Origin of the sequence: Pseudodesulfovibrio sp. JC047 (assembly GCF_010468615.1) — a bacterium.
Taxonomy (GTDB): domain Bacteria; phylum Desulfobacterota; class Desulfovibrionia; order Desulfovibrionales; family Desulfovibrionaceae; genus Pseudodesulfovibrio.
The window spans coordinates 113492-136843 of sequence record NZ_WUEH01000002.1; the positions used below are offsets into that span (position 1 = coordinate 113492).

The 23352-nt window shown below is 53.4% G+C and carries 24 protein-coding genes; 15 read left to right on the forward strand and 9 right to left on the reverse strand.

What is annotated here, in order from left to right:
• The first annotated feature begins 1 nt into the window (after nucleotide 1).
• Complete coding sequence (locus GO013_RS01805; protein WP_163808334.1) at nucleotides 2-1306, forward strand: SH3 domain-containing C40 family peptidase; 1305 nt, start codon at nucleotides 2-4, stop codon at nucleotides 1304-1306.
• 9 nt (nucleotides 1307-1315) lie between these two features.
• Here the strand turns inward: GO013_RS01805 and GO013_RS01810 are convergent, their stop codons facing one another.
• Together GO013_RS01810 and GO013_RS01815 are read right to left on the reverse strand one after the other, a co-directional pair.
• On the reverse strand, nucleotides 1316-1561 hold the full coding sequence (locus tag GO013_RS01810; RefSeq protein WP_163808335.1) for a DNA-binding protein: 246 nt from the start codon (nucleotides 1559-1561) through the stop codon (nucleotides 1316-1318).
• Nucleotides 1555-1956, reverse strand: a complete 402-nt coding sequence (locus GO013_RS01815) for a DUF5675 family protein (RefSeq protein WP_163808336.1) — start codon at nucleotides 1954-1956, stop codon at nucleotides 1555-1557. The genes GO013_RS01810 and GO013_RS01815 overlap by 7 nt, the downstream gene beginning before the upstream one ends.
• 156 nt (nucleotides 1957-2112) lie before the next feature.
• On the opposite strand from GO013_RS01815, the gene GO013_RS01820 reads away from it, so the two are divergent.
• Complete coding sequence (locus tag GO013_RS01820) at nucleotides 2113-2859, forward strand: S24/S26 family peptidase (RefSeq protein ID WP_163808337.1); 747 nt, start codon at nucleotides 2113-2115, stop codon at nucleotides 2857-2859.
• Nucleotides 2860-2967: 108 nt separating this feature from the next.
• On the forward strand, nucleotides 2968-3369 hold the full coding sequence (locus tag GO013_RS01825; RefSeq protein ID WP_163808338.1) for a hypothetical protein: 402 nt from the start codon (nucleotides 2968-2970) through the stop codon (nucleotides 3367-3369).
• A gap of 586 nt (nucleotides 3370-3955) precedes the next feature.
• On the opposite strand, the gene GO013_RS01830 is transcribed toward GO013_RS01825, so the two are convergent.
• Nucleotides 3956-4759, reverse strand: coding sequence for a 2-amino-3,7-dideoxy-D-threo-hept-6-ulosonate synthase (locus GO013_RS01830; protein ID WP_163808339.1), 804 nt, complete (start codon nucleotides 4757-4759; stop codon nucleotides 3956-3958).
• 221 nt (nucleotides 4760-4980) lie between these two features.
• On the opposite strand from GO013_RS01830, the gene GO013_RS01835 reads away from it, so the two are divergent.
• Entirely contained in the window at nucleotides 4981-6225 is a 1245-nt protein-coding gene (locus tag GO013_RS01835; protein ID WP_163808340.1) for an HDOD domain-containing protein, read from the forward strand.
• Between the two features lie 149 nt (nucleotides 6226-6374).
• On the opposite strand, the gene GO013_RS01840 is transcribed toward GO013_RS01835, so the two are convergent.
• Nucleotides 6375-7244, reverse strand: coding sequence for a radical SAM protein (locus GO013_RS01840; protein ID WP_163808341.1), 870 nt, complete (start codon nucleotides 7242-7244; stop codon nucleotides 6375-6377).
• A 183-nt stretch (nucleotides 7245-7427) separates the two neighbouring features.
• On the opposite strand from GO013_RS01840, the gene GO013_RS01845 reads away from it, so the two are divergent.
• Both GO013_RS01845 and GO013_RS01850 read left to right on the forward strand, forming a co-directional pair.
• Nucleotides 7428-9851 (forward strand): PAS domain-containing hybrid sensor histidine kinase/response regulator, encoded by a 2424-nt coding sequence (locus GO013_RS01845; RefSeq protein ID WP_163808342.1) that lies wholly within the window; start codon nucleotides 7428-7430, stop codon nucleotides 9849-9851.
• Between the two features lie 28 nt (nucleotides 9852-9879).
• Nucleotides 9880-10248 carry a response regulator gene (locus GO013_RS01850; protein WP_163808343.1) on the forward strand — a complete coding sequence of 123 codons (369 nt, stop codon included), beginning with the start codon at nucleotides 9880-9882 and terminating at the stop codon, nucleotides 10246-10248.
• A 66-nt stretch (nucleotides 10249-10314) separates the two neighbouring features.
• Here GO013_RS01850 and GO013_RS01855 read toward each other — a convergent pair whose 3' ends face one another.
• Nucleotides 10315-10992, reverse strand: coding sequence for a CBS domain-containing protein (locus tag GO013_RS01855; protein ID WP_163808344.1), 678 nt, complete (start codon nucleotides 10990-10992; stop codon nucleotides 10315-10317).
• Nucleotides 10993-11073: 81 nt separating this feature from the next.
• A complete protein-coding gene (locus tag GO013_RS01860) occupies nucleotides 11074-13932 on the reverse strand; it encodes a response regulator (protein WP_163808345.1) in 2859 nt (952 codons plus the stop codon).
• Nucleotides 13933-14203: 271 nt separating this feature from the next.
• Here GO013_RS01860 and GO013_RS01865 point away from each other — a divergent pair, with 271 nt between their 5' ends.
• The 4 genes from GO013_RS01865 (at nucleotide 14204) to GO013_RS01880 (ending at nucleotide 17640) form a co-directional block, all read left to right on the forward strand.
• Complete coding sequence (locus tag GO013_RS01865) at nucleotides 14204-14905, forward strand: MotA/TolQ/ExbB proton channel family protein (RefSeq protein WP_163808346.1); 702 nt, start codon at nucleotides 14204-14206, stop codon at nucleotides 14903-14905.
• Between the two features lie 13 nt (nucleotides 14906-14918).
• Nucleotides 14919-15341 carry a protein TolR gene (gene tolR, locus GO013_RS01870; RefSeq protein ID WP_163808347.1) on the forward strand — a complete coding sequence of 141 codons (423 nt, stop codon included), beginning with the start codon at nucleotides 14919-14921 and terminating at the stop codon, nucleotides 15339-15341.
• A gap of 4 nt (nucleotides 15342-15345) precedes the next feature.
• A complete protein-coding gene (locus GO013_RS01875; RefSeq protein WP_163808348.1) occupies nucleotides 15346-16809 on the forward strand; it encodes a hypothetical protein in 1464 nt (487 codons plus the stop codon).
• A gap of 165 nt (nucleotides 16810-16974) precedes the next feature.
• On the forward strand, nucleotides 16975-17640 hold the full coding sequence (locus GO013_RS01880) for a response regulator transcription factor (protein ID WP_163808349.1): 666 nt from the start codon (nucleotides 16975-16977) through the stop codon (nucleotides 17638-17640).
• Between the two features lie 75 nt (nucleotides 17641-17715).
• Here the strand turns inward: GO013_RS01880 and GO013_RS01885 are convergent, their stop codons facing one another.
• The 3 genes from GO013_RS01885 to GO013_RS01895 all read right to left on the reverse strand — a co-directional run bounded on the left by GO013_RS01885 (nucleotide 17716) and on the right by GO013_RS01895 (nucleotide 18833).
• Complete coding sequence (locus tag GO013_RS01885) at nucleotides 17716-18081, reverse strand: Hsp20/alpha crystallin family protein (RefSeq protein ID WP_163808350.1); 366 nt, start codon at nucleotides 18079-18081, stop codon at nucleotides 17716-17718.
• Between the two features lie 15 nt (nucleotides 18082-18096).
• Nucleotides 18097-18510, reverse strand: a complete 414-nt coding sequence (locus GO013_RS01890) for an Hsp20/alpha crystallin family protein (protein ID WP_163808351.1) — start codon at nucleotides 18508-18510, stop codon at nucleotides 18097-18099.
• A 134-nt stretch (nucleotides 18511-18644) separates the two neighbouring features.
• A complete protein-coding gene (locus GO013_RS01895; protein WP_163808352.1) occupies nucleotides 18645-18833 on the reverse strand; it encodes a Trm112 family protein in 189 nt (62 codons plus the stop codon).
• Nucleotides 18834-18970: 137 nt separating this feature from the next.
• Here GO013_RS01895 and GO013_RS01900 point away from each other — a divergent pair, with 137 nt between their 5' ends.
• From GO013_RS01900 to mutM, 5 genes are all read left to right on the forward strand, one after another.
• The gene (locus tag GO013_RS01900; protein ID WP_163808353.1) at nucleotides 18971-19834 is read left to right on the forward strand and encodes a PHP domain-containing protein; all 864 of its coding nucleotides are present in this window, start codon (nucleotides 18971-18973) and stop codon (nucleotides 19832-19834) included.
• Nucleotides 19835-19931: 97 nt separating this feature from the next.
• Nucleotides 19932-20648, forward strand: coding sequence for a DUF429 domain-containing protein (locus GO013_RS01905; RefSeq protein ID WP_163808354.1), 717 nt, complete (start codon nucleotides 19932-19934; stop codon nucleotides 20646-20648).
• An 11-nt stretch (nucleotides 20649-20659) separates the two neighbouring features.
• Complete coding sequence (locus GO013_RS01910; RefSeq protein WP_163808355.1) at nucleotides 20660-21901, forward strand: ChaN family lipoprotein; 1242 nt, start codon at nucleotides 20660-20662, stop codon at nucleotides 21899-21901.
• A complete protein-coding gene (locus GO013_RS01915; protein ID WP_163808356.1) occupies nucleotides 21898-22389 on the forward strand; it encodes a hypothetical protein in 492 nt (163 codons plus the stop codon). Before GO013_RS01910 ends, GO013_RS01915 begins: the two co-directional genes overlap by 4 nt.
• Nucleotides 22390-22465: 76 nt before the next feature.
• Complete coding sequence (gene mutM, locus GO013_RS01920; RefSeq protein WP_163808357.1) at nucleotides 22466-23284, forward strand: bifunctional DNA-formamidopyrimidine glycosylase/DNA-(apurinic or apyrimidinic site) lyase; 819 nt, start codon at nucleotides 22466-22468, stop codon at nucleotides 23282-23284.
• Nucleotides 23285-23352: the final 68 nt, after the last annotated feature.

Consider the following 23352-nt stretch of genomic DNA (forward strand, 5'->3'; position numbering starts at 1 on the left):
CATGATCCGGCAGGCCATATTCTTTATCCTGACAGCGTGTCTACTCGCTGGCTGTGCGGCACAGGACCCGAACGCTCCGATTCTGGACCTGACCGAACTCCCACAGGATGCAGGAGTCTACCATGACCTGCCGGAGACAACCCCGCTCATTCCCCCGACCATCCAAAAACAGGCGTTCGACCAGTTCCTGAAAGCCCATTTCGGTCCGTGGGAACAAACCGAGCCACGGCATCCGGCCTCAGAAGCGTTCTGGGGACTCGACGTCTACGATCATGAAAACCTGTACGGCGAAAACACCCTGCCCCGCGATCCCCGTTGGATTCGCGACATGACCACGGCTTCACGGGTGGAAGCCTACCCATCCATGGGACGTCGCGCCATTGCCGTCGCCACCACAAGTATGCGCGTTCTGCCGACCAACCGCCCGGTATTTCATGATTTCAGCAAGGCTGGCGAGGGGTTCCCCTTTGACTACATGCAAAATTCATTGGTACTCGCCGGAACGCCTTTGTACGCCGCACACGTCAGCGCGGACACGGCGTGGATTCTTGTGGAATCCCGATTCGCATTCGGCTGGGTCCCGGCCCGGGATATTGCCTGGGTCGATGACGACTTTGCCTCGACCTATCAAACCGGAAGCTACGCCACTCCCATCACGGACGCCGTCGCCATTGTCGATGAGACGGGAAATTACGCGTTCACCGCCCGCGTCGGCATGATGATTCCCCGTGAACCGGGCACGCCTGATATCGGTCTGATTCCGGTCCGCGACCGTTTTGGGCACGCTGTCGCACTCCGGGCAAAATTGCCTGTCGGCACCATGGCCCAAGCACCGCTTCCCGCCACTCCCGCCAATTTCAGCGCACTGGCCAACACCATGCTCGGTCAACAGTACGGATGGGGGGGACTCTATGAAAATCGGGATTGTTCGGCCACCACCATGGACCTGATGGCCGCCTTTGGCATATTCCTGCCTCGCAATTCAAGCCAACAGGCCAAAATGGGCACGCCATTCGCTTTGGACGGGCTAGATCTCGACGACAAAAAGGAAACGATTCTGGACAACGCCACCCCCTTCCTGACCTTGGTACGCAAGCCGGGACACATCATGTTGTATATCGGCAATCATGACGGTGAACCCATCGTGTTCCATTCGGTCTGGGGGGTCAAAACCGAAGTTGGCGACGGCTATGGCCGAAAAATCATCGGTGCCACAGCCATCACCACATTGGAACCAGGGCGAGAGCTTGACACATTGGCCGCGCCCCTGCTGGACTCCGTCACACGCATCACGACACTGCCGTGATAAACGTGTCTACTCGCCATCTTCTCGGGGATTCCATTGTCCTCGAAAGACATATTTACTGATATTTCGGTCCCGTTGCTCCCGAATCCATCGGTGCAGATCTTCGGGCAGGGCGCGCCACGCCCCTTTGTCTTCCCGTTTCCAGGCAGGAAGGCCCTTGTCCCGAACCAATTCGATGATGTTCCGCGAATTTTCCCCGACCGCATCACAAATTTCTCGCGCCCCCTTCAAACAGATATCCTGTGATTTCAACATGGTTCTTCCACCCTGACTTTAAATGAACGCTGGTCTCCCACGCGATCCAGAAAATCCCGAAAAGCAGCCCGCGACTGCAAAATCCCACGGGAGGCATCCAAAACCCCAAAATGCCGCCCCAACAAGATGCAACCATGTGTATCCGCCACCACATTCCCCTGATGAAACAGAATTCGTGACCGTCCAGGCACATCTTCCACCTCGTAGGTCCTCCCGAACGAGGGCGAATCCACCTGACGACACACATAGTCCCCGGTCGGGATGCATGATACGTCAACTTGATTGCCTCGATCCGGCGGTTCAAGCGTCACACACACAACCTGCCCATCCAGTCGTAACACGCCAAACGTTCCTTCCTTTCCTTTTTCAAGACGAATAACATCCACTTTTCCCATCGTTTACGTCTCCTTTTTTGACAAAGCACAATTCAACTGGTCTTTACATAGTCAATTGTCTATTCGGAAGTCAACAAAATTGGTCACAATGATTTAGACATTTGCCCATTTTTATGTATAACCAAGGGCAAATCACAACCACAAAACGAGGCTCTCATGGGATTCACCGACGATGTTCGCCAAGCACTCATCGACCGCATCGGCCCAGGCAAACGCTTTCACAACAACAAACGAATGGCTGACGAACTTGGCGTGGACCCATCCCAGCTCAACCGTTTTCTCAAAAAAGAACGAGGATTGAACTCGGAGTCGCTCGGACACATTCTTGATGAAATGGGAATATCCGTCATTTTCGGCGATGAACCGGCCGACGCCTCAAAAGAAGTCCGATTCAGTCTTCCCGACACAGACACATCCGACACCACGCCCCCCGAGCCGCAACCAGACGACTACATGGCTGTCCCCCTGACATCACCGGCCATCGCCATGTCCCCCGGGCTTATTCCCGAAGAAGATGTCGAGGGGTGGATTCTGGTCTGGCGGCATCAGGAATCGCTTCGCTTTCGCTCAAATCTGGTCGCCATTGAAATGCGAACCACTGAGCAGGATATGAAACCAACGCTGCATGCTGGTGACATTATTATTGTTGACCGGAGTGACACCACGCCGACTCCGGCCGGAAAAATCATGCTTGTCAAAGCACCCGGAGAGACCGCCGTCCCCCATATCAAGCGGGTTTCCACCAAGCCGGTGGACGAGGATGTCGAATTGATTTTCTTTTCGGAAAATAATCGTATAAACCCACCGTCAACGTATCGTTTGAAGCGGGATTTTCACGGAGATATCACCCGTGCCATCGGCGGAAGTGTGGTTTGGGCATGGAACGACATGTCCAAAAAATAAATTTTCACCGCTGCCCCCGAATCCATTTCACCGTATCTGGACTGGGCACAGACACCAAAAACACGCCAACCTTAACGGCGTCATGCACACACCAACAACGGAGTTCTCATGTCACAACTCATTTATGCACTTATTTGTTCGGACCTCATCATTGACAAGGATTCAAGTTCGACATCCTTTATCCGCACCATTGAACACGCCGTGGTTCCGGAACTGCCGGCCACATTACCCTCCATCTTTTTTGCCAGCCTCTGGGACATGGAACAATGTGGAGAAAAGCCCTTCACCGTTTCGCTGGCACTCATCCCTCCCAAAGGCGATCCCCTGACACTCGGAATGCAGGAGATCACCCCCAGCGGGACCATGCTCCACAAAATGAACTTCCAGTTGCCGGGCTTACGGGTGGAAACAGAGGGGAAACACATTATAGAAGTCGCTGTAAAAGACGAAGGGGACTGGGAATCACTGGCGCATCTTCCTATTTTCGTCTTTAAAAATGATAGCGAATAGCTAAAAAAACTATACAACACAAACAAACAGAGCAAAAGTCCATGTATTGCATCATTTTTTTGATGCAATACATGGACTTTTGCTTTGTTAATACATTGTACTTTGTCATACTCAAAAAAGTAAAAGCACACACCATACTATAAAAAAACAAACCTTTTAAAATATTTTACATTTTTTTCAAAGTAAAATAGACGATTACGTACACAGAAAAACTAGTTTTAACTAGACATTCGAGGCATCTTGACTTAGCTACCTATCATAAATTCGATATTTATAGATAGATACATTGCGCACGACAACATTATATTCTCTAACCATGAAAGGATACCACATGCGCCACGCCATGCTCATCATCCCACAAAAGGGCCAGAGGCTCCCTTCAGTCAGAGATCTTGAATCAACCGGACTTCACATTTCATCGGCTGTTGAGAAAACACCAGGAAAAGTGACATCATCACCTTTCGAAACACCGGTCCCATCGCCCCGGAATGACAAAAGAATCCTCAGCAAAACCTGATACCCCAGAGAAAAGGCCCTGACACTCGAAGTGACAGGGCCTGTGACGGCAGGGAGTTTATCATCTTTTCTAGAGAATATCTTCAAAGCCATCCACGGCTTCGTCCACGGAGGCCCCCCGGTGAACAATCCGATCGAGCACCTGAATCAGACGAGTGGGATTCGAATGTTGAAAAACATTTCGGCCAACGGACAAGCCCGCGCCGCCTGCGTCAATGGACGTCTTGACCATGTCCAGAAATTCTCTGGTGGAGGCCATTTTGGCACCACCAGCTATGACCACCGGGACACCGGCACACGCCACCGCTCGGGCAAAACTCTCGCCGTCGCCGGGATAGTTGACCTTGACGACATCCGCTCCCAGTTCGGCCCCCACACGGGCGCAATGAGCCACCGCTTCCGGGGCGTATTCATCAGCAATTCTGGGACCACGGGCGTACACCATCGCCAGCAGAGGCATCCCCCAATCTGCGGCTGAAGCCGCGACCTGACCAAGGTCGGCCAACATCTGCCCTTCGGTTTCGTCACCGAGATTGACATGAACACTCACCCCGTCAGCACCAAGACGAATGGCCTCTTCAACCGTTGTCACCAATCGTTTCATATTGGGATGGGGAGACAGGCTGGTCCCGGCGGACAAATGGACAATACAGCCAAAATCCCGCCCCTGCATCCGGTGCCCGAGCCGAACCTGTCCCTTGTGGACCAATCCGGCATTGGCTCCGCCAGCTACCAGTTTTGTCACCGTATCCCGAATCGTCTCAAGACCAAGAAGAGGTCCCACGGTGACCCCGTGGTCCATGGGGACAATAATGGTCCGTTTGGTGTCCCGATTGAATATCCTTTCCAGACGTATGGCTTTTCCAATATGCATCCCGCACCTCGCTCATGCCGGCTTTTGTCGCGTTAGAGAATCCGAAATCACATAATACACTCGGCCCCAAGATGAAAGAACAAACCCATAATCCACCATGTATTCCCTCCCTTTCCAGCCGGAGTTGTTGACGAAAGCCTTGAGTCACGACTATCCTTTCATAAGAATAGCCCCCTGCAGCACTCAAACGCGCCGCAGGGAGTCCACCAAAGAGGATAAGAATGACACACGAAAAGACCTATGAACCTGTCTTTATAGCCCGGCAACCCATCCTGGATGCCCACAATACGACATGGGGATACATGCTCCTTTTCAGAGACAGCGAAAACGCGGACAAAGCCGTCTTCGCCGACAACTCTGAAGCCACCATGAATCTGGTCGCAAACCTGCCCCTGTGCGGTGGATCATGCGGACATCGGGCACGCATCATGATCCATTTCACGCCGGATGCCATCATCAGAGGCGTTCCCTATGCCATTCCCTGGGACAACACCGTCATCATTCTTGAAGAAACAACCAATCCCGATGAGACACTCATGGTCGCCCTCGGAGATCTGCTGATCGACGGTTATGAGCTGGCCATCAACAATTTCGAAGGGAAAGCCGGATGCGAACGGCTGGCCGAATTGGCCGACACCCTGATTATTGATCTGGAAGGAAAAGACGAAGCGGAATTGGAAGCCATTGTCACCCAAGGGAAAAAATTCGGCCCGTCCAGAATGATTGCCAAACGAGTGGAAACCACCGAGGACTTGACCAAGGCCAAAAGAGTCGGATTTTCACTCTTTCATGGTTTCTACTTCAAAAAGCCCTGCATCGAAAAAGGACGAAAAATCAACTCAGCCAAAGCCACACGGATGAAGTTGTTCGAAATCATTGAAAAAGACGAACCAAACTTCGACGCACTGGCCCCGGCTATCGAAGCGGATGTCGCCATCAGTTATCGACTGCTCAACTTTCTCAACTCCGCGAATTTCAGTTTTGCAACAACGGTCACATCCATCAAACAGGCCGTGGTCCTGACCGGATGGAAACCGATCCGCAATTGGCTCAGGCTCATTATTCTCACGGACCTGACGCCTACGAACAAGACACTCGAAATCGCGTACACATCCGCGCACAGGGCCAAACTTTTCGAGACGGCGGCTCTAGGGAGTGGGTATGAAAAGGACTCGGACAAACTTTTCATGGTGGGGCTGTTCTCTCTACTGGATGCTATCCTCGGTGTCCCAATGAAAGAAATTACGGCGCACCTGCCCATGGATTCAGAGATCACGGCGACCCTGTGCCATAAAAAGACCAGATATACACCGTGGCTCGAATTGGCCAAAGCCATTGAAGCGTCAGACTGGGACGCGGTCGGCCGTCGGGCCAAGGACCTGAATCTGCTACCCGGCACCGTGGCAGTCAGCTACCAGCACGCCTTCACATGGGCGGATACGTTTTTCGCCTCATCAAAAAAATGACCATTAAAACGCCAAGCACCCTGCCCTGTCGTTTGAGTCCGGCAAAATCGAAATAAGATAAAGAGAGTCTGTGAGCGAGAGAATTTCACCCTTTTTCACGGCTCTCTATTGGGAAAAAAGACCATGGTTCGCGTCCTTGTCCAACAAGATCAAAGACGCCTATCGGATTCGGGCGTCAAGGGGATAGTGCCGGACAACGCCTCGTCGAGACGATCCAGGGCCGCCTGTTTGCCTGATGGCAACCGCACCTTGAGCGGCATGTAATTCGAGGCATGGTTGGCAAGAAACAATCCTCTGGACAACGTCAGTCCAAATAGCATTTCCCGAATTTCTCGAAGCATACCGACACCATCAGGCAAATGGAACTCCCCCCGTTCCCAACGGTCGTGCAAAGGGGTGCCCGGCACCAGCATCAGACTGAGAGCACCTACCTGATTGGGGTCCATCGCACTCAATGCCCGAGCGGTTTCACGGGCGTGATCCATTGATCGTTCCACCCCGCCCAGTCCATTAATTACAGTGACATTCAGCGTCATCTGAGCCGCTCGTACCCGACGTCCCTGGGCGATGATAAAGGCTGAATCGCCATTTTTATGCATGGATTCAAGGATACGATCATCGCCGGATTCCAACCCCATGTACACAATGCCCAGACCCAAATTCCGGAGTTCCCGAAGTTCGGCATCCGATTTACGAGCAAGACTCTTGGCATTGGCATACACCCCCACCCGGGTCACCCATGGCAATGCGTCGCGAATATGCGACAGGATTTCGATCAATCGCGCCTGGGGAAGAATCATGGCGTCTCCGTCACACAAGAACACCCGCCGTTGATGGCGACAGTGCTGCGCGGCGAACCGGATATCCTGCAACACCGTTTCCCACGGCTTGATGTCAAATCGTTTGCCCAGATAGGCCCCGCAAAAATCGCATTTGCCATGCGAGCAACCCAATGTGACCTGCAACAAGATACTTCCCGCCTCACTGGGTGGGCGTATTATCATTCCCTGGTAATCCATTGAATCCTCCTGTCAAAAAGACGATACGGGAACATTCGGAAATGGCAACCCAAAGCACACCCGTCTCCCGAATTCACGGAACGGTGTTTTATCATTGACCAAGGAACGATGTTTTTTTAGGGTTTTATCATAGGAAACTTTATTTCTTAAAAAAAACAGACACCCCAAAGACTTCAGGCAATCATGAGTATCAAGAAAAAGCCCGCGAGACCCACTTCATATGTCGCTCTGGATGAAACATCGCGAGCACTCATGGACTCGTCAGTGGAATCCGCATTCGTCATGGATGTCAGCGGATACGTACTGGCCGCCAACAAGGCCGCGGAAAAGCTCTTTGATCTGCAACCGGGGCAGACCCTGCAACAATCCAACATCTATGAACTGCTGCCGCACAAGGCCGCGGCATCCCGCAAGGCCAAGATCGAAGAGGCCATCCAAGATGTCCGTTCCGTGCGCTTTGAGGAAGAAATCGATGGCCGATCCCTGGTCCATTCCATTGTTCCCGTTGCCAACCCTTGGGGCGAAGTGGCCAGACTTGCGGTTCACACGCTCGATCTGACCACACTCAGGCGGACAGACGAAGACCTGCGCCGGGAGCAACAACGGCAAATTTTCTTCATGGAATCTCTTCCGGGCATCGTCTACCACCTCTACCCGGACCAGACCATCCGGTATGCTAACCGATATTTCAGACGATATTTCGGCAGCCCCAAAAACAAGACGTGCCGAGAAGCCCTGGATTGTTCCTCCGCCTCTTGTGAAGCATGTCCACCCATGGTTGCCATGAATGACGACCGAGCCGTAGAATGGGACTGGACCGATTCCAGGGGAAGGACGTTCCATCTCCAATGCAGCCCGATGACCGATTCCGCAGGCGAGCGCATGATTATGGTCCTCGGTATCGACATCACCGCCAGACAACGGGCCGAGGATGCCCTAAAACTGGCGCACGACAAGCTCGAAGACCGAGTCATGAAACGGACCAAAGAATTGGAAGAAACCAACAGACAATTGACCAACAAATCCACCAGACTCATCACGGCCATGGGAAAAGCGGATTCGGCAACCCGAGCAAAATCGATCTTTCTGGCCAACATGAGCCATGAAATCCGCACACCGCTCAATGCAATTCTGGGCATGTCCGAACTCGCCCTGACCAAAAATGATCCAGAAAGCAAAGACATGTATCTCAAACGAGTCATGGAAGCGGGCAATTCCCTGCTCTCCATCATCAATGACATTCTGGATTTCTCCAAAATCGAAGCCCACAAGCTCTCGCTCGAATCCATTGATTTCGACGTGCGCAGAACCATTGCGGCGACCATCGATCTGCACACCCTCTGGGCAACGGAAAAAGGGCTGGCCTTGACATCATCCGTCGATCCGTCGGTCCCTCCCGCATTGCAGGGCGACCCATCCCGCTTGCGCCAAATTCTCACCAATCTGGTGTCCAACGCCATCAAATTCACCAAACACGGGCAGGTCCATATCGGTGTGATGGCTCGAAAGGACTGTCTTGACACACCTCCGGGAACTCCTGTCACACTGGAATTCACCGTGGAAGACACCGGCGTTGGCATCCCCCTCGACAAGCAGGAAACCATTTTCGACTCATTCCTCCAGGCCGACGATTCCATCACCCGCAAACATGGCGGAACCGGTCTCGGGCTCGCCATCTGTCAACTGCTGGTCACCCTCATGGGCGGTACTCTCTCGCTGAAGAGTAACGAAGACGCAGGCAGCACATTTTCTTTCACCGCCCAGCTCCGTACAGGATCACCAGAGGCCATCGACCCGCCAGAACAGGTAGGCACGCCTCTGCCGATCCCGAAGATCCCGACACTCAAAGTGTTGCTCGCTGACGACAACCCGCTCAACCGGGAATTGGCGGGCACACTCCTCACGGAACACGGACACACGGTCACGGCCGTGACAAATGGCATCCAGGCCCTGGAAGCACTCAAGGACAAACGCTTTGATATGGTTCTCATGGACGTTCAAATGCCCATCATGGACGGCATTTCCGCGACACGGGCCATCCGGGCACCCCAATCCGGCGTACTCGACCCCAACGTCCCCATTCTGGCCCTGACTGCCCACGCCCTCAAGGGCGACCGTGAACGTTTTCTGGATGCGGGCATGGATGACTACATCGCGAAACCGATCACCATGAACAGTTTCTATACGGCCATTGCCCGAAATGTCGGTGAAAAAACCGCAAAAGCGTCCCCCGCGTCGAGCAAGGGCAATGCCCCTCGGGACAACGGACAACCGTATGACCGCGACACCGCACTCGAACGGCTCGGAGGCCAAGAGGGACTCCTGACCCGCATGGACACCATTTTCCTTCGCGATATTCCCGCTGAGATGAAAGAATTGACCCAGGCGTTCGAAAAAAGGGAATGGGACACAGCGACTCGTCTCGCCCACTCCATCAAAGGGTCCTCCAGAACCGTCGGCGCACTCAAGGCCGGTGCGATCGCGGAACAACTCGAATACCTCTGTCGGCATCAGGACGCCTCTTCCGGCATGAAAGAACTGAAAAACCTTGAATCCGAAATTCGATCCGCGCTACAGTATGTCAATCTGACGCATGGTTCGACATAAGATTTTCACCCGGCCAAAGGAGCAAACAATGAAAACCATACTTGTTGTCGATGACGCGCCCATGATTCGAGAACTTCTCAAATCCGTGCTTGAAGCGGAAGGCTATGCCGTTATTGAAGCGGCTGACGGGGAAGAAGCCATTCACATCTGTCAGGACACCAGAATAGATCTCTCCATTATCGATATATTCCTGCCCAAGAAGGGCGGACTGCAAGTCATGGGAGAATTGATAAAGGCTGACAACTCTCACAAATTTATCGCCATCTCCGGAGGCGAGGCCTTCAACCCGGAAGCCATCGTCGAGCTGGCCAAGGTCTATGATGTTGTCGAGACGTTCACCAAACCCATCGACACCCGCAAGCTCCTGCACGCGGTGAATACGACCCTCGCGGACTGATCCACAAAAAAACCGATCGCCCTCACAGGACATCGGTTTTTCAAGCAATCCAACAGCAGGGAACCGCTATTCCATATCAACGGTCACCCCTTCTACGACATAAAAAAGCAATTCATATTTTTCCTGAAGGATATTCACCACTTCTTCCACGGACATGTCCCCCATGTCGGCAACAGTGACATAGGCGTTGGTGTAGCCGGAATGAACCGGATCATGCGCCGTGAACACGCTGGTAAAAATAATCCCCACATTGCGTATTTCACACAACAAATCAGCCAGCAGCTCGGGACGGCCATCCATGCGGATCGCGAATTGCGCCCCGCCCCGGAGGGAACCGGATGCGGTGCAAAGAAACCGGAGGACATCAGCCTGGGTAATAATGCCCTTGAGACGCCCCGCATCGACCACCGGCAATCCGCCGACCTTGTTCTTGACCAGCACCTCGGCCACCTCGGTCATGGCAGTATCCGAATGCACACTGATTGGCTCTGAAGTCATGATGTCGCTGGCCGTCAGGGTATACAATCCCCCGCCCCGTTCCGTAGCACTATCCCCGGGAATGAATTTCGATGGCATGGCGTCACGAATATCCCGATCAGAAACAATACCGACCAACCGTCCCTGACTGTCAATCACGGGAAATTGCCGAATATTCTTCTCACGCAGGAATTCCGCAGCGTCCAGAACGGACGAGTTGACCCCCAGGGAAATGACATTGACTGTCATCCAATCTCTGACCAGCATACTCCACCTCCTGCATGATATTTCACAGAATGATAATGAATGAAAAAGCCTACGTGTTCAAGACGTGAATTGCAACGAGAGTTACAGGTTCACCGCTTCCGCCTCGACAATTGCAACCAATACCTTGAAACTTTTCTTGAATATTGCAAGCTCTTCGATAACCGAATCAAGCTGTCCAAGATAACATCGTTTTTCCAACTCCCGCGATTTCCTGACCAGATCCATGGCCAACACATGACTGGCCATATTCGTTATTGAATGAAGGGATGCCCCCACTTTCTTGGCATCACGGATCGTCACCGCCTCATCCAAATTCCTGAGCTTTTCCTCTGATTCCACCACGAACAAATCGAGAATGTCCTTGAGCAGGGTCATGTTCCCCTCAAAGCGGTCAATCAGGGCCTGCATGTCCAGAGAAACGGGAATATGACCACCGTCTGGCGAAACCGTGTTTCCGTTCACCGGGGCTGTCCCCTGTGGTACCCGTTCCCCCATACTGCGAAAAATGGCGTCGGACAGCTCGTGCATATCGACCGGTTTACTCACATATTCAGTCATACCGGCCTCGAGCATCCGTTCCTTGTCACCCTTCATGGCGTAGGCCGTCAGGGCAATGATCGGAATGGATCGATCATACAGCTTGCCGTCTGACGCCCTGATGGCCTGGGTCGCCTCAATGCCACTCATCTCCGGCATCTGTACATCCATCAAGACAAGATCAATTTCTTGTCCATGCGTTTCCAAAATATTCAGGGCCTCAATGCCATTTTCGGCCGTGGTGATGGTATGACCAAACATGGACAAAAAATGCGTCAAGTACTTCAGGTTCAATGAATTATCTTCTGCCAGAAGGATATTCAGACACATGGTTTTGGGCATCAGCGGGAGGCGCGCCACCTCCTGATTCCGTTGTCTGGCAACACCGAACCATGCAGTAAAATGAAAAATCGAACCAAATCCTTCCTGACTTTCAACCCCGATTTCTCCGCCCATCATATTCACCAACTGGCGGGAGATCGTCAGTCCCAACCCGGTTCCCTGATGTTTCTTGCGCAGGGAACTGTCCGCCTGGGTAAAACTGTCAAAAATCGTCTCCAGTTTATCGGCGGCAATGCCTGTCCCGGTATCCCTGACCTTGAAAAGCAGACACATCCGGTCAGACTCTCGCCGAGAAACGGACACCGTCAGTTCCACCAGTCCTCGTTCCGTGAATTTGAGCGCGTTTCCCAGCAAATTCCACAGAACCTGTCCCAACCGATCAGGGTCGCCGTTGAGTGTGTTCGGCACGTCATCACCCACGGAATATCGAAACACGATGTTTCCGGAATCCGCCTGCGGACCAAAGGACCGCACACAGGTTTCAAGGGTGGAGCGAAAATTGAAATCCACGAAGGTGAGTTCCATTTTACCCGCTTCGATTTTCGAAATATCAAGGATATCATTCACAATATTCAACAATGACCCCGCCGCATCACGAATCATGTCTACATGCTCCCGCTGTTCGTCGGTCAGTCCGGTGGTGACCACCATTTCGGCCATGCCCAAAATGCCACTGATCGGCGTCCTGATCTCATGACTCATGTTGGCCAGAAACATGGACTTGGCCAAATTCGCTTCCAAAGCCGCAGCAGAGGCTTCTTCTGCCGACCGATTTGCTGAAACAAGCTTCTCGCCAATACGCTTGTAATGAATGGCAGAGCCAAAAATATTGGCTGCAAGGGTCAAAGAATCAATTTCAACAGGTAACCATTCCCGTTCCATCCGATGTTCGGAAAAACCCAAAAATCCCCACCAGATATTACCAGCAAAAACCGGCACGATCATAACCGACTTGGTGCCGGTCCCATCAAAAATGGCCCGTTCATTTTTTCGAAAATTTTTCACATGACCACAAATGATTTTACGACGGAGCAGCAAAGCCCGCCATGCGTCATGTTGAGGTGAAAAGCTCTGATTCACATATTCGGGATTTTCTCGAAGAGTGGAAATGCCCTCTGCCACCCATTCGTGACGCAGGGACAGGACATCCGCATTGGGAGCCTCTCCGCTTCGACTAAAAAAGAACAACCGGGTGACATCCGCGGCCTTCCCCAGATCGTCCAACGCACTGTCAAAGTCCTCTCCCCAATCTGCCTTGCGCAAAAAACGACTGGCAAACGACGTGAGCACTTGCAAAATCGCATCCCGACGAAAGAGAAGTTCCTCCAATTCTTTCTGCAAGGACACATCCCGGACCATGCCGTATGCCCGGCGAACCCCACCGGCATCGTCCCGCTCGACTTCCCTATTCACATGCAGATAATTGACCAATCCGTCCTTGCCCCGCACCCGATACTCGAAATCAAGCGGCCACCCCTGTTCAAAAGTAGCCTCATTGGCCCGATCAAACACCTCGATGTCTTCAGGATGGACGCAGGAACGAATGGAGGAGAACGCGTCATTCAGTGAATGACACCCCCGATCCATGATCCGACGAAACCCCTTGGACCACGAAACATGCCCGTCGGCGTTCATTTCCCAGCGACCGAAATGATCGATTTCCTCCATCCAGTCATACATGACCCGTTCTTTGGCCACCTGCCGTTCCAGGGCCAACCTGTTTTCCAGATGACGCAGACTCCTGAACAGATTGGCCGACAGATCCTGCTCATACGGGAAACAGTCAAATGCCCCCAGTACAAACGCCATTTTTTCCTGTGGGCCTCTGGTCACGGCAATGACATGGGTCTCATACTCATTGCACACCCGACGAATCGCCCGGGTCCAGGTCGCGTCCCCCTGATCGGGAACAAGCAGCACGCAATCCACATCCATCTTGTCCAGACGACGGACTCCGCGAGAAACCGAGGACAAATGGACCATCGTATATTCATGCCCTTCCAACAACGGTGCAAGGGATGTCGATTCAACCAGCTTTCCGGCTAAGACCAACAGCTTCAAATTTGCCTCCACATCTCAGACTCACTGTTTTTTTCAGCTATTCGGTATCAATCCATACTCGCAACCCCTCTTTCGAACAAGGTTTTTCAAATAATTTTCAAGACTTCTCCCGACGGACACCCCGTCTTTCACCATCAAAAGTTCCAATGCAACCGGCTGAAAAGACAGTTGTTCCATCGATCTACCCCTTGCTTTCTCCTCTCTCGGGGTTTACAGATAGAGCAAGGCGTACAGAACTGACAAACGATCACATTTTCCCACAGGTGCCACCATGAATTTTTTACCGGAAAGCGACATGTTGACGCTCCTGACGGGAGCGACGCTCGCCGTCAAACTCGTCATGCTTTTTCTCGCGCTCATGTCCGTATGGAGTTGGACCATCATTTTTCACAAGCTCTTCACCATTGGTGCGGCGCGAAAAAAGATCATCCGGGGTTATGATGCCTTCATGGATGCGCACGATCTGAACAGTGGGCTCAAACAATTGGGAGACAGGGAAAACTCTCCCCTGACCCGGGTGTCGGCCCTGGCGGTCCATGAATTTCGACTTCTGGAACAGGCGCAGGTCAGTCGGGAACGCAAACGACTGCTGGTCAAGGACACGCTCCGCCGGGTCTTGAAACAGGGAATCACCAAAGAAATGCGGATTTTGACACGCAATCTTCCCTTTCTGGCAACCTGTGCAAACGCAGCCCCTTTTATCGGCCTGTTCGGCACGGTCTGGGGCATCATGCATTCGTTCCACTCCATTGGCCTGGCCCAATCAGCGGCATTGGCAACCGTGGCTCCCGGTATTTCAGAGGCCCTTATCGCCACGGCCATCGGTTTGTTGGTCGCCATCCCGGCCACGATTTTCTACAATTTTTTCCTCGGCAAACTCAGTGAAATCGAAACCGGCATGATCGACTTTGCCGGTGCATTCCTGAACCGGGCCGAGCGAGAACTCACCTGGGCATCCAAACAGGACCAATAGCGGGAGTTTCTCCATGGCACTCAAGACAGGCGGTGGATTTCTCAACGAAATCAATGTCACTCCCTTTGTGGATGTGATGCTGGTCCTGCTGATTATCTTCATGGTCACAGCCCCACTCATGACACAGGGCGTCGAGGTGGACCTGCCCGTGACAAAAACCGTCAAGAACCTTCCGCAGGACGCAGAACACCTTATCCTGTCCATCCAAAAAGACGGTACCCTGTTTCTCGATGAATATCAGGTTGCGCCCGAGGAATTGCGGGACCATTTGAAACGCTTGGTCGCCACCCAGAAAAAACAACTTTTCCTCCGGGCCGACACAGCCGTCCCCTATGGGACTGTGGTCTCGATCATGGGAGACATAAAAGGGGCTGGCATCGACAAACTGGGCATTGTCGCCGAAAAGACACCACCTCCTGAAAAAGCGACAAAGTAGGAATATGCGACACGCGCTGAGCTGGTTTCTTTCCCTCCTCTTTCACGCCATTCTGGTGGTGACGCTGGTGCAATCCGTGGAACTCGAACCACTGTTGCCCGAAGATATTCTTGAGGTGGATCTGACGGAAATCGCCGAGCCGCAACCGATCATCCCCATGCCGCAGCCACAGGCCATCCCCGAGCCGGACCCGACCGCCGAGCTGGCCGCTCCCGAAGAACCGGCCATTCCCGCTCCGCTGCCCATGAACAAAACCGTGGTTCTTGCCGACGAAATGCCGCCTCCGCCTGAACCGACACCCGCCCCCGAACCGGAACCCGATGTCGTGGAAATCAGCCCCAATAAAACTCTGGAGCCGGAGCCGGAACTGGCAGATGACGGCAAACCCAAAAAAATCGTCATCCGCAAAGACTTTACCGTCCATCGCGGACACGAAGCCCGATTCGGACGGGCCATGATGGGAGATTATTTTTCCTATTCGACCAAAGAATTTTCCGGCCAGTTTCGAACCAAGGACAACCGGGTCGTGTCCATCATCGATGCCAGAAACACCAAATATGGCCGATTCCTAATTTACGATTCCAAAAACAAGACGCTGCGACGACTCAAGCAGGCATTCGGCAAATACGTGTACACCATCGGGCCGTCAGTCTATGCGGACGAACCCGTCATCGGATCAGTCACCTTTCTGGCAAAAAACGACCGGATCGAACGGTTCATTCTCATGACCGACGACGACCGGATCGCCCATTATCCGCGCAAGGTTCATGTCCGGGAAGAGGATGTCGCATTCCCGAGTTCCAGCGGGACCATCCAAGCCAACCTGTCCCTTCCCCCTTATGGGCAGGGACATGAAGGAGTCCTCGTCATTCATGGCCCGAACTGCGTCAATCCCGGCCTCATTCAAGGATTCACCCGGGCCTTGTCCATGCACGACATGGCCACCCTGTACTCCATCCCTCGCGGCTGTTTTGACGACGGTGCAACGTCCGGTTCCATGGAAGACCTTATTGCCGACGCCCGCACCGCGTTCACCTATTTTGCCAAGCGCAAGGAAATCGACGCCCACCATGTGGGAATCTGGGGAAATGGTCCCGGAGTACCCGCCTCCATCCGTATCGCGCATCAAACCAATCCGGCGTTTCTTGTCTGCGTTCTCACCGATTCCGTCAGCATCAAAGACATGCCGAACCGCGACACACTTGCCGCACTGGATATGCCGATTCTGTGGCTGTTCACCGGCAGAAAAACCGCTCGATGGACACCACTCATCCGCACGCTTGAGACATGCCGTGATTCAAACAAACAGCCCTTCACCATCATCGTCGCCCCACTCAAGGCGAGTCAGGATGTCCTTGACGCCCAAGGAGACAACTCCGGCTGGGTCGAGCAGATTGCCGACGATCACGCGGCCCTTGCCACGTCCTGGATTCATTCATTGAAAAAAGCTCCTTCCTCTCAATTTTAAAGTTTCTCGCCTTTCCATTATCATGTGAATACGATATGGCTTATATCGTAACAATTCCGCATGATCGATTTTATCCTGTCAGCCATAGAGCAACACATATCACTCACGCCATGCGGTAAAATCACAAACAGCTCAGCTCACAATACTTCAGGAGATACAGAGACAATGGATATCATGATCGTCGATGACCACCCACTCTTCAGAGAAGGTCTCAAAACCATCGTCAAAAGGGACAATCGGTACACGGTATGTGCCGAAGCCGGAAACGGCAGAGAGGGACTTGCTCTGGCAAGAGATCACTCTCCGGACATTATGCTAGTGGATATTTCCATGCCTGAAAAAAACGGTATCCAGATGGTTCGGGAACTCAAATCCTCACTGCCAAACACCCAGTTCATCATCATTTCCATGCACTCGGAAGCCGATTACATCGTGGAAGCCTTTCGGGCCGGCGCCACGGGATACATGATCAAGGAATCCGCAGCCGGACAACTCATCAAGGGACTGGACACCGTGGCAGCCGGAGAACTCTTTCTGGACAGCGCCCTGTCTCAAGAGGTGGTCTTCAAACTGCTGCAAACAAAACCCAACTCTCCCGGTGGACGCAACGATCCATACGCCACCCTGACCCCCCGCGAACAGGAAGTCATGCAGATGCTGGCCGAAGGATTGACCGCGAAAGAAGTGGCCGAACGCCTTTTCATCAGCCCAAAAACCGTCGAAAACCACCGAACGAATCTCATGAAAAAACTCGGCCTCAAAAGCACGGTGGAACTGGTCCGGTACGCGGCCCGACTCGGGCTGATCGACATCGGCACCTGGGCCATCTGACCTCACAAAAAAGAAATCCCCTCCGCGAACAACTCACGGAGGGGATTTTGGGTAGGGGGATGGCGTTCGGGTCGGTTACCCTTGCGAAATGGAAATCCGCTTGGGAAGAACCTTCTCAACCTTGGGTAAATGTAATTCCAACACACCATTGTCCAGGTTGGCCTTGATCCGATCCCGATCGACAATATCCGTGATGGACACCGACCGGATGTATTCGCACTCACCAAACTGCATTTCCGCGTACTGCTCGTCCGCATGGGGTGCCAAATTCGTCATGCCCGTGACCGTCAATTCGCCTTCCTGCAAATCGATCGTCATGTTGTCCCGTTCGACGCCGGGCATATCCATATAGATATAAAATCCATCTTCGCGCTCAAGGATATCCGTCGCGGGACGGTACTGAGGCACACTTTTTTCTTCTTTCTTCATGACTTCATTCATGCCGGTTCCCTCCTTCTAGCGTACATCGATGCTGATATTTTTGGGTTTCACTGCCGCTGATTTGGGCAGGGTAATGGTCAAAATGCCATTTTTCATGGACGCAGTGACCGCATCCCTGTCCACGGGAATGGCCATGTTGACAACTCTGTTGAAAACGCCACTCGGGCGTTCCTGACGATAGTATTTTCCCTGGGGAGCTTTGCGTTCTCCCTTGATGACCAGCGTTTTATCAGTCAAGGTCAATTCGATGTCATCGACCGACATTCCCGGAACTTCTGCCCGTACATACACCGTGTTCTCATCGTTGCTCAAATTGAGCGGAGGATAGGCCAGCCGGTGATCATCGCGCATTGGGGAGCGCAAGAACTCTTCGAAGACCCGATCAAAGCGGGTCGGAAAATTGTAGAGAGTATTAAAATCAAGAACCATGGATTTTCCCTCCTTTTTCGTGTTCCCCAAAACAGTATGCACATTTTTTTCATCGTCAAGGGCACCTGTGGAAAAAAAATGCTCCGTGCCCTTTTTCAGGACACGGAGCAGCATGAAACATCTGTCAGAAAATTCTATTTCGAGCCGTTCCACTCCTTCTCGGGAACAGCCTGGTCCGCCAACATGATCGGAATGTCATCCTTCACGGGATACACACACTTGCAGGCAGCACATTTCAAACCATCTTCACCAGGCAACATTGTCACCGGCCCTTTGCATGTCGGGCAAACCAATATATCCAGCAGCTTCTTGTTCACAGACATCGATTCCTCCTTGTCCTTATCCAACCCTACCTGTCACTCGACGCACTGGCAACTCTCATTGTTCCCTTTACCTGCTCCCGGGGACGCGATATACAACACTTTCCCAAAGATGACACCTTAACACTCCACGGATACCCATGAGCATCGATCTTCACACCCATTCCACCGCGTCTGACGGCACCCTGTCCCCAAGAGAACTCATCAAGCTGGCCAAGGAAACCGGCCTGGACGCCATTGCCATCACGGACCACGACACGCTTCAGGGCATCCCCGAGGCCATGGAAGCGGGCAGGGAATTCGGTATCGAAGTCATTCCGGGAGCCGAGCTGAGTCTCGAATCCCCGGAAGGGACAGGATGGATTCATGTGGTCGCCCTCTGGATTCCCGAAGAAGCTCCCACCCTTCAAAAGGCCTTTGATTGGATACAGGAAGGTCGCAGAAACCGGAATCACGAAATCGTCGAGAAACTCCGTTCACTGGGCATCAACATCACATATGAATCCGTGGCCGCCCGGGCCATGGGAACGCTTGGCCGCCCGCATTTCGCTCAGGAGCTACTCTCTTTGGGTGTCGTCTCATCCATGGAGGAAGCCTTCAAGGTCTGGCTCGGCGACAACGGCCGTGCCTATGTCCCAAAACGTAAACTCACCCCGGGACAGGCGTTTCCCATTCTCAACGAATTAGGTGCCACATCCATCCTCGCCCACCCTTTTGCTCTGGGCCGGAACTATGCCGACACCGAAAAGATTGTCAAAGACCTCATGACCTATGGCATGGACGGCATGGAAGTCTATTACACCGAACACACCGATGCGGACATCAAGGAATACAAGGCCATGGCCGAACGACTCGGCCTGCTCATCAGTGGCGGATCGGACTTTCACGGCTCGGTCAAACCCAAAATCCGTCTCGGCAAGGGCAAAGGTGGCCTACACGTCCCCACCGAATTGCTTGATCGCATGAAGGCGGACCGCCGGGCCAAGGGATTGCCGGTTGTCTAAACCGACTTCATCACTGTCTGTCCACACATGAAGAACCGTCCATGTGCCAAAACATGCAGATGGTTGCTGTGAATTTCCCAAAGGGTCAACAAAACGTATGAAACATGTCGGCATTGACGGATGCAAAAAAGGATGGTTCGCGGTCTGGACCACCAATACGCACTGGTTTTTCGAACTGTACCCAACCTTTGAAGCGGTGTGGCAGGCCCATTCCAATGCCGCACTGCTGCTGGTGGACATGCCCGTGGGGCTTCCGGAAACCGGCACCCGTCAGGCCGACACTCTGACCAGACACCAGCTTGGTCCTCGAAAAAGCAGTCTCTTTAATACTCCGGTTCGATCCGCCGTGTACGCCCGGTCGAAACAGGCAGCGAAAGTACAAAATCGACAGCTTTCCGGCAAGTCACTCTCTGAACAATCCTTGAGTATTATACCAAAGATACGAGAACTCGATCAGGTGATGCAATCCTTTCCTGACGCCCGGTCAAAATGTTTCGAAGCCCACCCGGAACGATGCTTTGCCTCCTTGGGAGGCGAGCCTCAACCCTTTTCCAAAAAAGACATTGTGGGCATCATGGACCGGGTGGCTCTGCTTGAAACACACATTCCCGGTCTCCGGGAATTCATTGCCGCCGTCCGCACCACTCATCCCATGAGTCACGTTGCCGGGGACGACATTCTGGACGCCTGTGTGTTGGCGGTCACCGCGCAGAGGGGAAAAGCCGGGCTGCGACCAATCCCCGATCCCCCCGAAATTGACGCAACCGGACTCCCAATGGCAATCTGGTTCAACGATCGCCATGACATTCCATGAAAGGAGCACTCATGCACACATGTGAATTCACGCAAAGCCCCCGCTATCTGGCCCTGTCACTCATGTTGAGCCTTGTGCTCATCATGGGAGCGTGTGTCAAAAAACCACTGGCACCGCTGCCAGTGGACCCGCTGGCCGTAAGTTTTCTGCCGCAAAAAGGGGAGTTCATTTCTCCATACGGCGACCAAATCAGCTTTGACGACATCATGAAAACCACCACGGGATATGACTATATCCTCATTGGCGAAGGGCACCGAAACGCCTGGGATCACCGTGTCCAGCAACAAATATTGGCCGGACTTTCAGAATCGGGCGACGGACTCTCATTGGGACTCGAAATGGTGGCCGTGGACAAACAGAATGTGCTTGACGATTTCGGGGACGGACAAATCGCATTGGACGATCTCGCCGAAGAGCTGGAATGGCCCACCCGATGGGGCTACCCGTTTTCCCTGTTCAAAGGACATTTCGAACTGGCTCGACGAAACAGTATTCCCGTGGTCGGTCTGAACGTCCCTTCTGCCGTGACCCGCAAAATTACAAAGCAGGGCCTTGAATCCCTGTCTGACGAGGAAAAAGCGTTCCTGCCCGAAACCATCATCCCGCCGTCCAGCGACCAACAGGCCATGCTGGACATGATTTTCGAACAGCATGAAGCACGGGACGCCGAGAACATCGAGCAACGGGATCGGTTTCATCTGGTCCAATCCATCTGGGATTCCAAGATGGCCGAAGAAGCGGTCTCTGTCCGCCGAAAATACGATTGGCCCGTGCTCATCATTGCCGGAGCCGGTCATGTGGAACAGGCATGGGGCATTGCCATGCGGCTCAGACGGCTTGATCCGGCGGCCCGTATCCTGTCCATCATGCCATGGCGAGGCGGCCCGTTCGATGCCGAAGCCGGAGACGTCTTTTTCTATTCTCCGGACAGCTATCAATCCAAAATGGGCGCGCTGTTGACAACGGTTGATACCGGCGGTCTGCTCGTGGAGTCGGTTCAGCGCGGATCGCGCGCGGCCAAGGCGGGACTCCGCCCCGGTGACCGACTGGTGGAGGCTTCCGGCATTCCATTGGAACACCTGTTCAGCCTGCACATTGCCGGGTCCAAAGTTCATGAAGCGAATGAGGAATTGATCTTCACGGTCCAACGTGACGACACCCTCTTCGTGACCAACATGGGCCGACTCGGCACCCCGAAATCCATAAAAAAATCCCAAAAAACCTCATCTGAGACCTCTGGAGAACACCAATGATCCGTCACGCTCTTGCCATTGCCCTTGTCATCATCTGTACCCCGTTCGCGGCCTTTGGCAGTGACCTGTCCGAATTCCTGCCTGAAACCGTGAGCGACATGCAACGGCTCCAGCTTGTCGTGGGCGACCAGGCACAACAGGAAGTCGATCAATTGCACGGCAAGGCACTCCCAGCCAAAGCCAGTGCCATTGGCCGATATCTCCGCCCCAAAGACGTGGGAACAGCGCGACCGGCCGAGGTCTGGCTGTCACGGGTGAGTTCGGAAAAGGAAGCCCGTCGTCAGGTCGGGGTCATGGTCCACAAGATGTATGAAAATCCGAAATCGCCCTTCAAGAATCCGAAAAAATTGCTGAAGAACGGTATTTCCGTCTACCGTTTCACTGGAATGGGCCAGGTGCATCTCATCTGGCATGTGGGTGACATCGGTTACTGGATCAGTGCCCAGCCCGATGATGAGACCCTGATGCTGGACACATTCTGTCGATAAAAACGGACCTCTCGGCTACCAATTGGCGCGGCCTTCGCGCTTTTCACCGCCCCGGTTTTCAGGTATTCAGCACACTATGCCAGAACTGCCCGAAGTCGAAGTCATTGCCCGTGGGTTGAACCACACGCTCAAGGGGCGCACCATTGTCTCCGTTGACGTGCCGGGCTTGACCCGCCTGAGCGACTCGGCGGAAATCCTCGTGCCCGGAGTCACGGGCCGAACCATTCACCGGGCCTATCGACGGGCCAAGGTGCTCCTGATCGAACTGGACAACGCGACCACGCTGGTCTTTCATCTCAAGATGACTGGCCGGGTGGTCCACAGTGCTCCCCGGACCATCACCTCACATGATCGAATCGTCTTCATCCTTGATGACGGGTCATGGCTCATCTTTTCCGACATGCGCAAATTCGGTTATGTCAAACTGATGGATGAACACCGGCTGGCGAATTGGGATTTTCTCCAAAGAGTCGGTCCCGAGCCACTTGAGACCTCGCCCGAAGATCTTGCCAAACGAATCAGCGGCCGAAAGACCGCAATCAAGGGGCTGTTGCTCAACCAATCCGTTGTGGCCGGTATCGGCAACATCTATGCGGACGAGTCCCTGTTTCGGGCACAACTGCACCCGACGACTCCGGCCAACACCCTGACCCGGGCCGAGGCAGTGACCCTTTTTACTGAACTGCGGGCGGTCCTTGCTCAGGCCATCCGCGAAAACGGCAGCTCCATCTCGGATTACGTCACGGCCCACGGTGACGCCGGAGCCTTTCAAAACAGCTTCAACGTGTATGGCAAAAAGGGCCAGCCGTGTCCGTTGTGCTCCGCCCGGTTGCAAACGCTCACGGTGGCGGGACGGACCTCCACCTTCTGCTCGCACTGCCAACCAAAACGGTGATCGGCGGTCCACTGGCGATTTCACCCGAAAAAAGATAGAAAAAACACGGAAGGGACGTCTTTTCCAAA

What these genes read in the sequence shown, in the direction of transcription:
- GO013_RS01825 (WP_163808338.1), top strand. Translation starts at nt 2,968, where the DNA reads ATGTCACAACTCATTTATGCACTTATTTGTTCGGACCTCATCATTGAC.
- GO013_RS01845 (WP_163808342.1), top strand. Translation starts at nt 7,428, where the DNA reads ATGAGTATCAAGAAAAAGCCCGCGAGACCCACTTCATATGTCGCTCTG.
- GO013_RS01865 (WP_163808346.1), top strand. Translation starts at nt 14,204, where the DNA reads ATGAATTTTTTACCGGAAAGCGACATGTTGACGCTCCTGACGGGAGCG.
- GO013_RS01815 (WP_163808336.1), bottom strand. Translation starts at nt 1,956, where the DNA reads ATGGGAAAAGTGGATGTTATTCGTCTTGAAAAAGGAAAGGAAGGAACG.
- GO013_RS01915 (WP_163808356.1), top strand. Translation starts at nt 21,898, where the DNA reads ATGATCCGTCACGCTCTTGCCATTGCCCTTGTCATCATCTGTACCCCG.
- GO013_RS01855 (WP_163808344.1), bottom strand. Translation starts at nt 10,992, where the DNA reads ATGCTGGTCAGAGATTGGATGACAGTCAATGTCATTTCCCTGGGGGTC.
- mutM (WP_163808357.1), top strand. Translation starts at nt 22,466, where the DNA reads ATGCCAGAACTGCCCGAAGTCGAAGTCATTGCCCGTGGGTTGAACCAC.
- GO013_RS01880 (WP_163808349.1), top strand. Translation starts at nt 16,975, where the DNA reads ATGGATATCATGATCGTCGATGACCACCCACTCTTCAGAGAAGGTCTC.
- tolR (WP_163808347.1), top strand. Translation starts at nt 14,919, where the DNA reads ATGGCACTCAAGACAGGCGGTGGATTTCTCAACGAAATCAATGTCACT.
- GO013_RS01900 (WP_163808353.1), top strand. Translation starts at nt 18,971, where the DNA reads ATGAGCATCGATCTTCACACCCATTCCACCGCGTCTGACGGCACCCTG.
- GO013_RS01910 (WP_163808355.1), top strand. Translation starts at nt 20,660, where the DNA reads ATGCACACATGTGAATTCACGCAAAGCCCCCGCTATCTGGCCCTGTCA.
- GO013_RS01850 (WP_163808343.1), top strand. Translation starts at nt 9,880, where the DNA reads ATGAAAACCATACTTGTTGTCGATGACGCGCCCATGATTCGAGAACTT.
- GO013_RS01805 (WP_163808334.1), top strand. Translation starts at nt 2, where the DNA reads ATGATCCGGCAGGCCATATTCTTTATCCTGACAGCGTGTCTACTCGCT.
- GO013_RS01835 (WP_163808340.1), top strand. Translation starts at nt 4,981, where the DNA reads ATGACACACGAAAAGACCTATGAACCTGTCTTTATAGCCCGGCAACCC.
- GO013_RS01890 (WP_163808351.1), bottom strand. Translation starts at nt 18,510, where the DNA reads ATGGTTCTTGATTTTAATACTCTCTACAATTTTCCGACCCGCTTTGAT.
- GO013_RS01810 (WP_163808335.1), bottom strand. Translation starts at nt 1,561, where the DNA reads ATGTTGAAATCACAGGATATCTGTTTGAAGGGGGCGCGAGAAATTTGT.
- GO013_RS01830 (WP_163808339.1), bottom strand. Translation starts at nt 4,759, where the DNA reads ATGCATATTGGAAAAGCCATACGTCTGGAAAGGATATTCAATCGGGAC.
- GO013_RS01840 (WP_163808341.1), bottom strand. Translation starts at nt 7,244, where the DNA reads ATGGATTACCAGGGAATGATAATACGCCCACCCAGTGAGGCGGGAAGT.
- GO013_RS01820 (WP_163808337.1), top strand. Translation starts at nt 2,113, where the DNA reads ATGGGATTCACCGACGATGTTCGCCAAGCACTCATCGACCGCATCGGC.
- GO013_RS01875 (WP_163808348.1), top strand. Translation starts at nt 15,346, where the DNA reads ATGCGACACGCGCTGAGCTGGTTTCTTTCCCTCCTCTTTCACGCCATT.
- GO013_RS01885 (WP_163808350.1), bottom strand. Translation starts at nt 18,081, where the DNA reads ATGAATGAAGTCATGAAGAAAGAAGAAAAAAGTGTGCCTCAGTACCGT.
- GO013_RS01895 (WP_163808352.1), bottom strand. Translation starts at nt 18,833, where the DNA reads ATGTCTGTGAACAAGAAGCTGCTGGATATATTGGTTTGCCCGACATGC.
- GO013_RS01905 (WP_163808354.1), top strand. Translation starts at nt 19,932, where the DNA reads ATGAAACATGTCGGCATTGACGGATGCAAAAAAGGATGGTTCGCGGTC.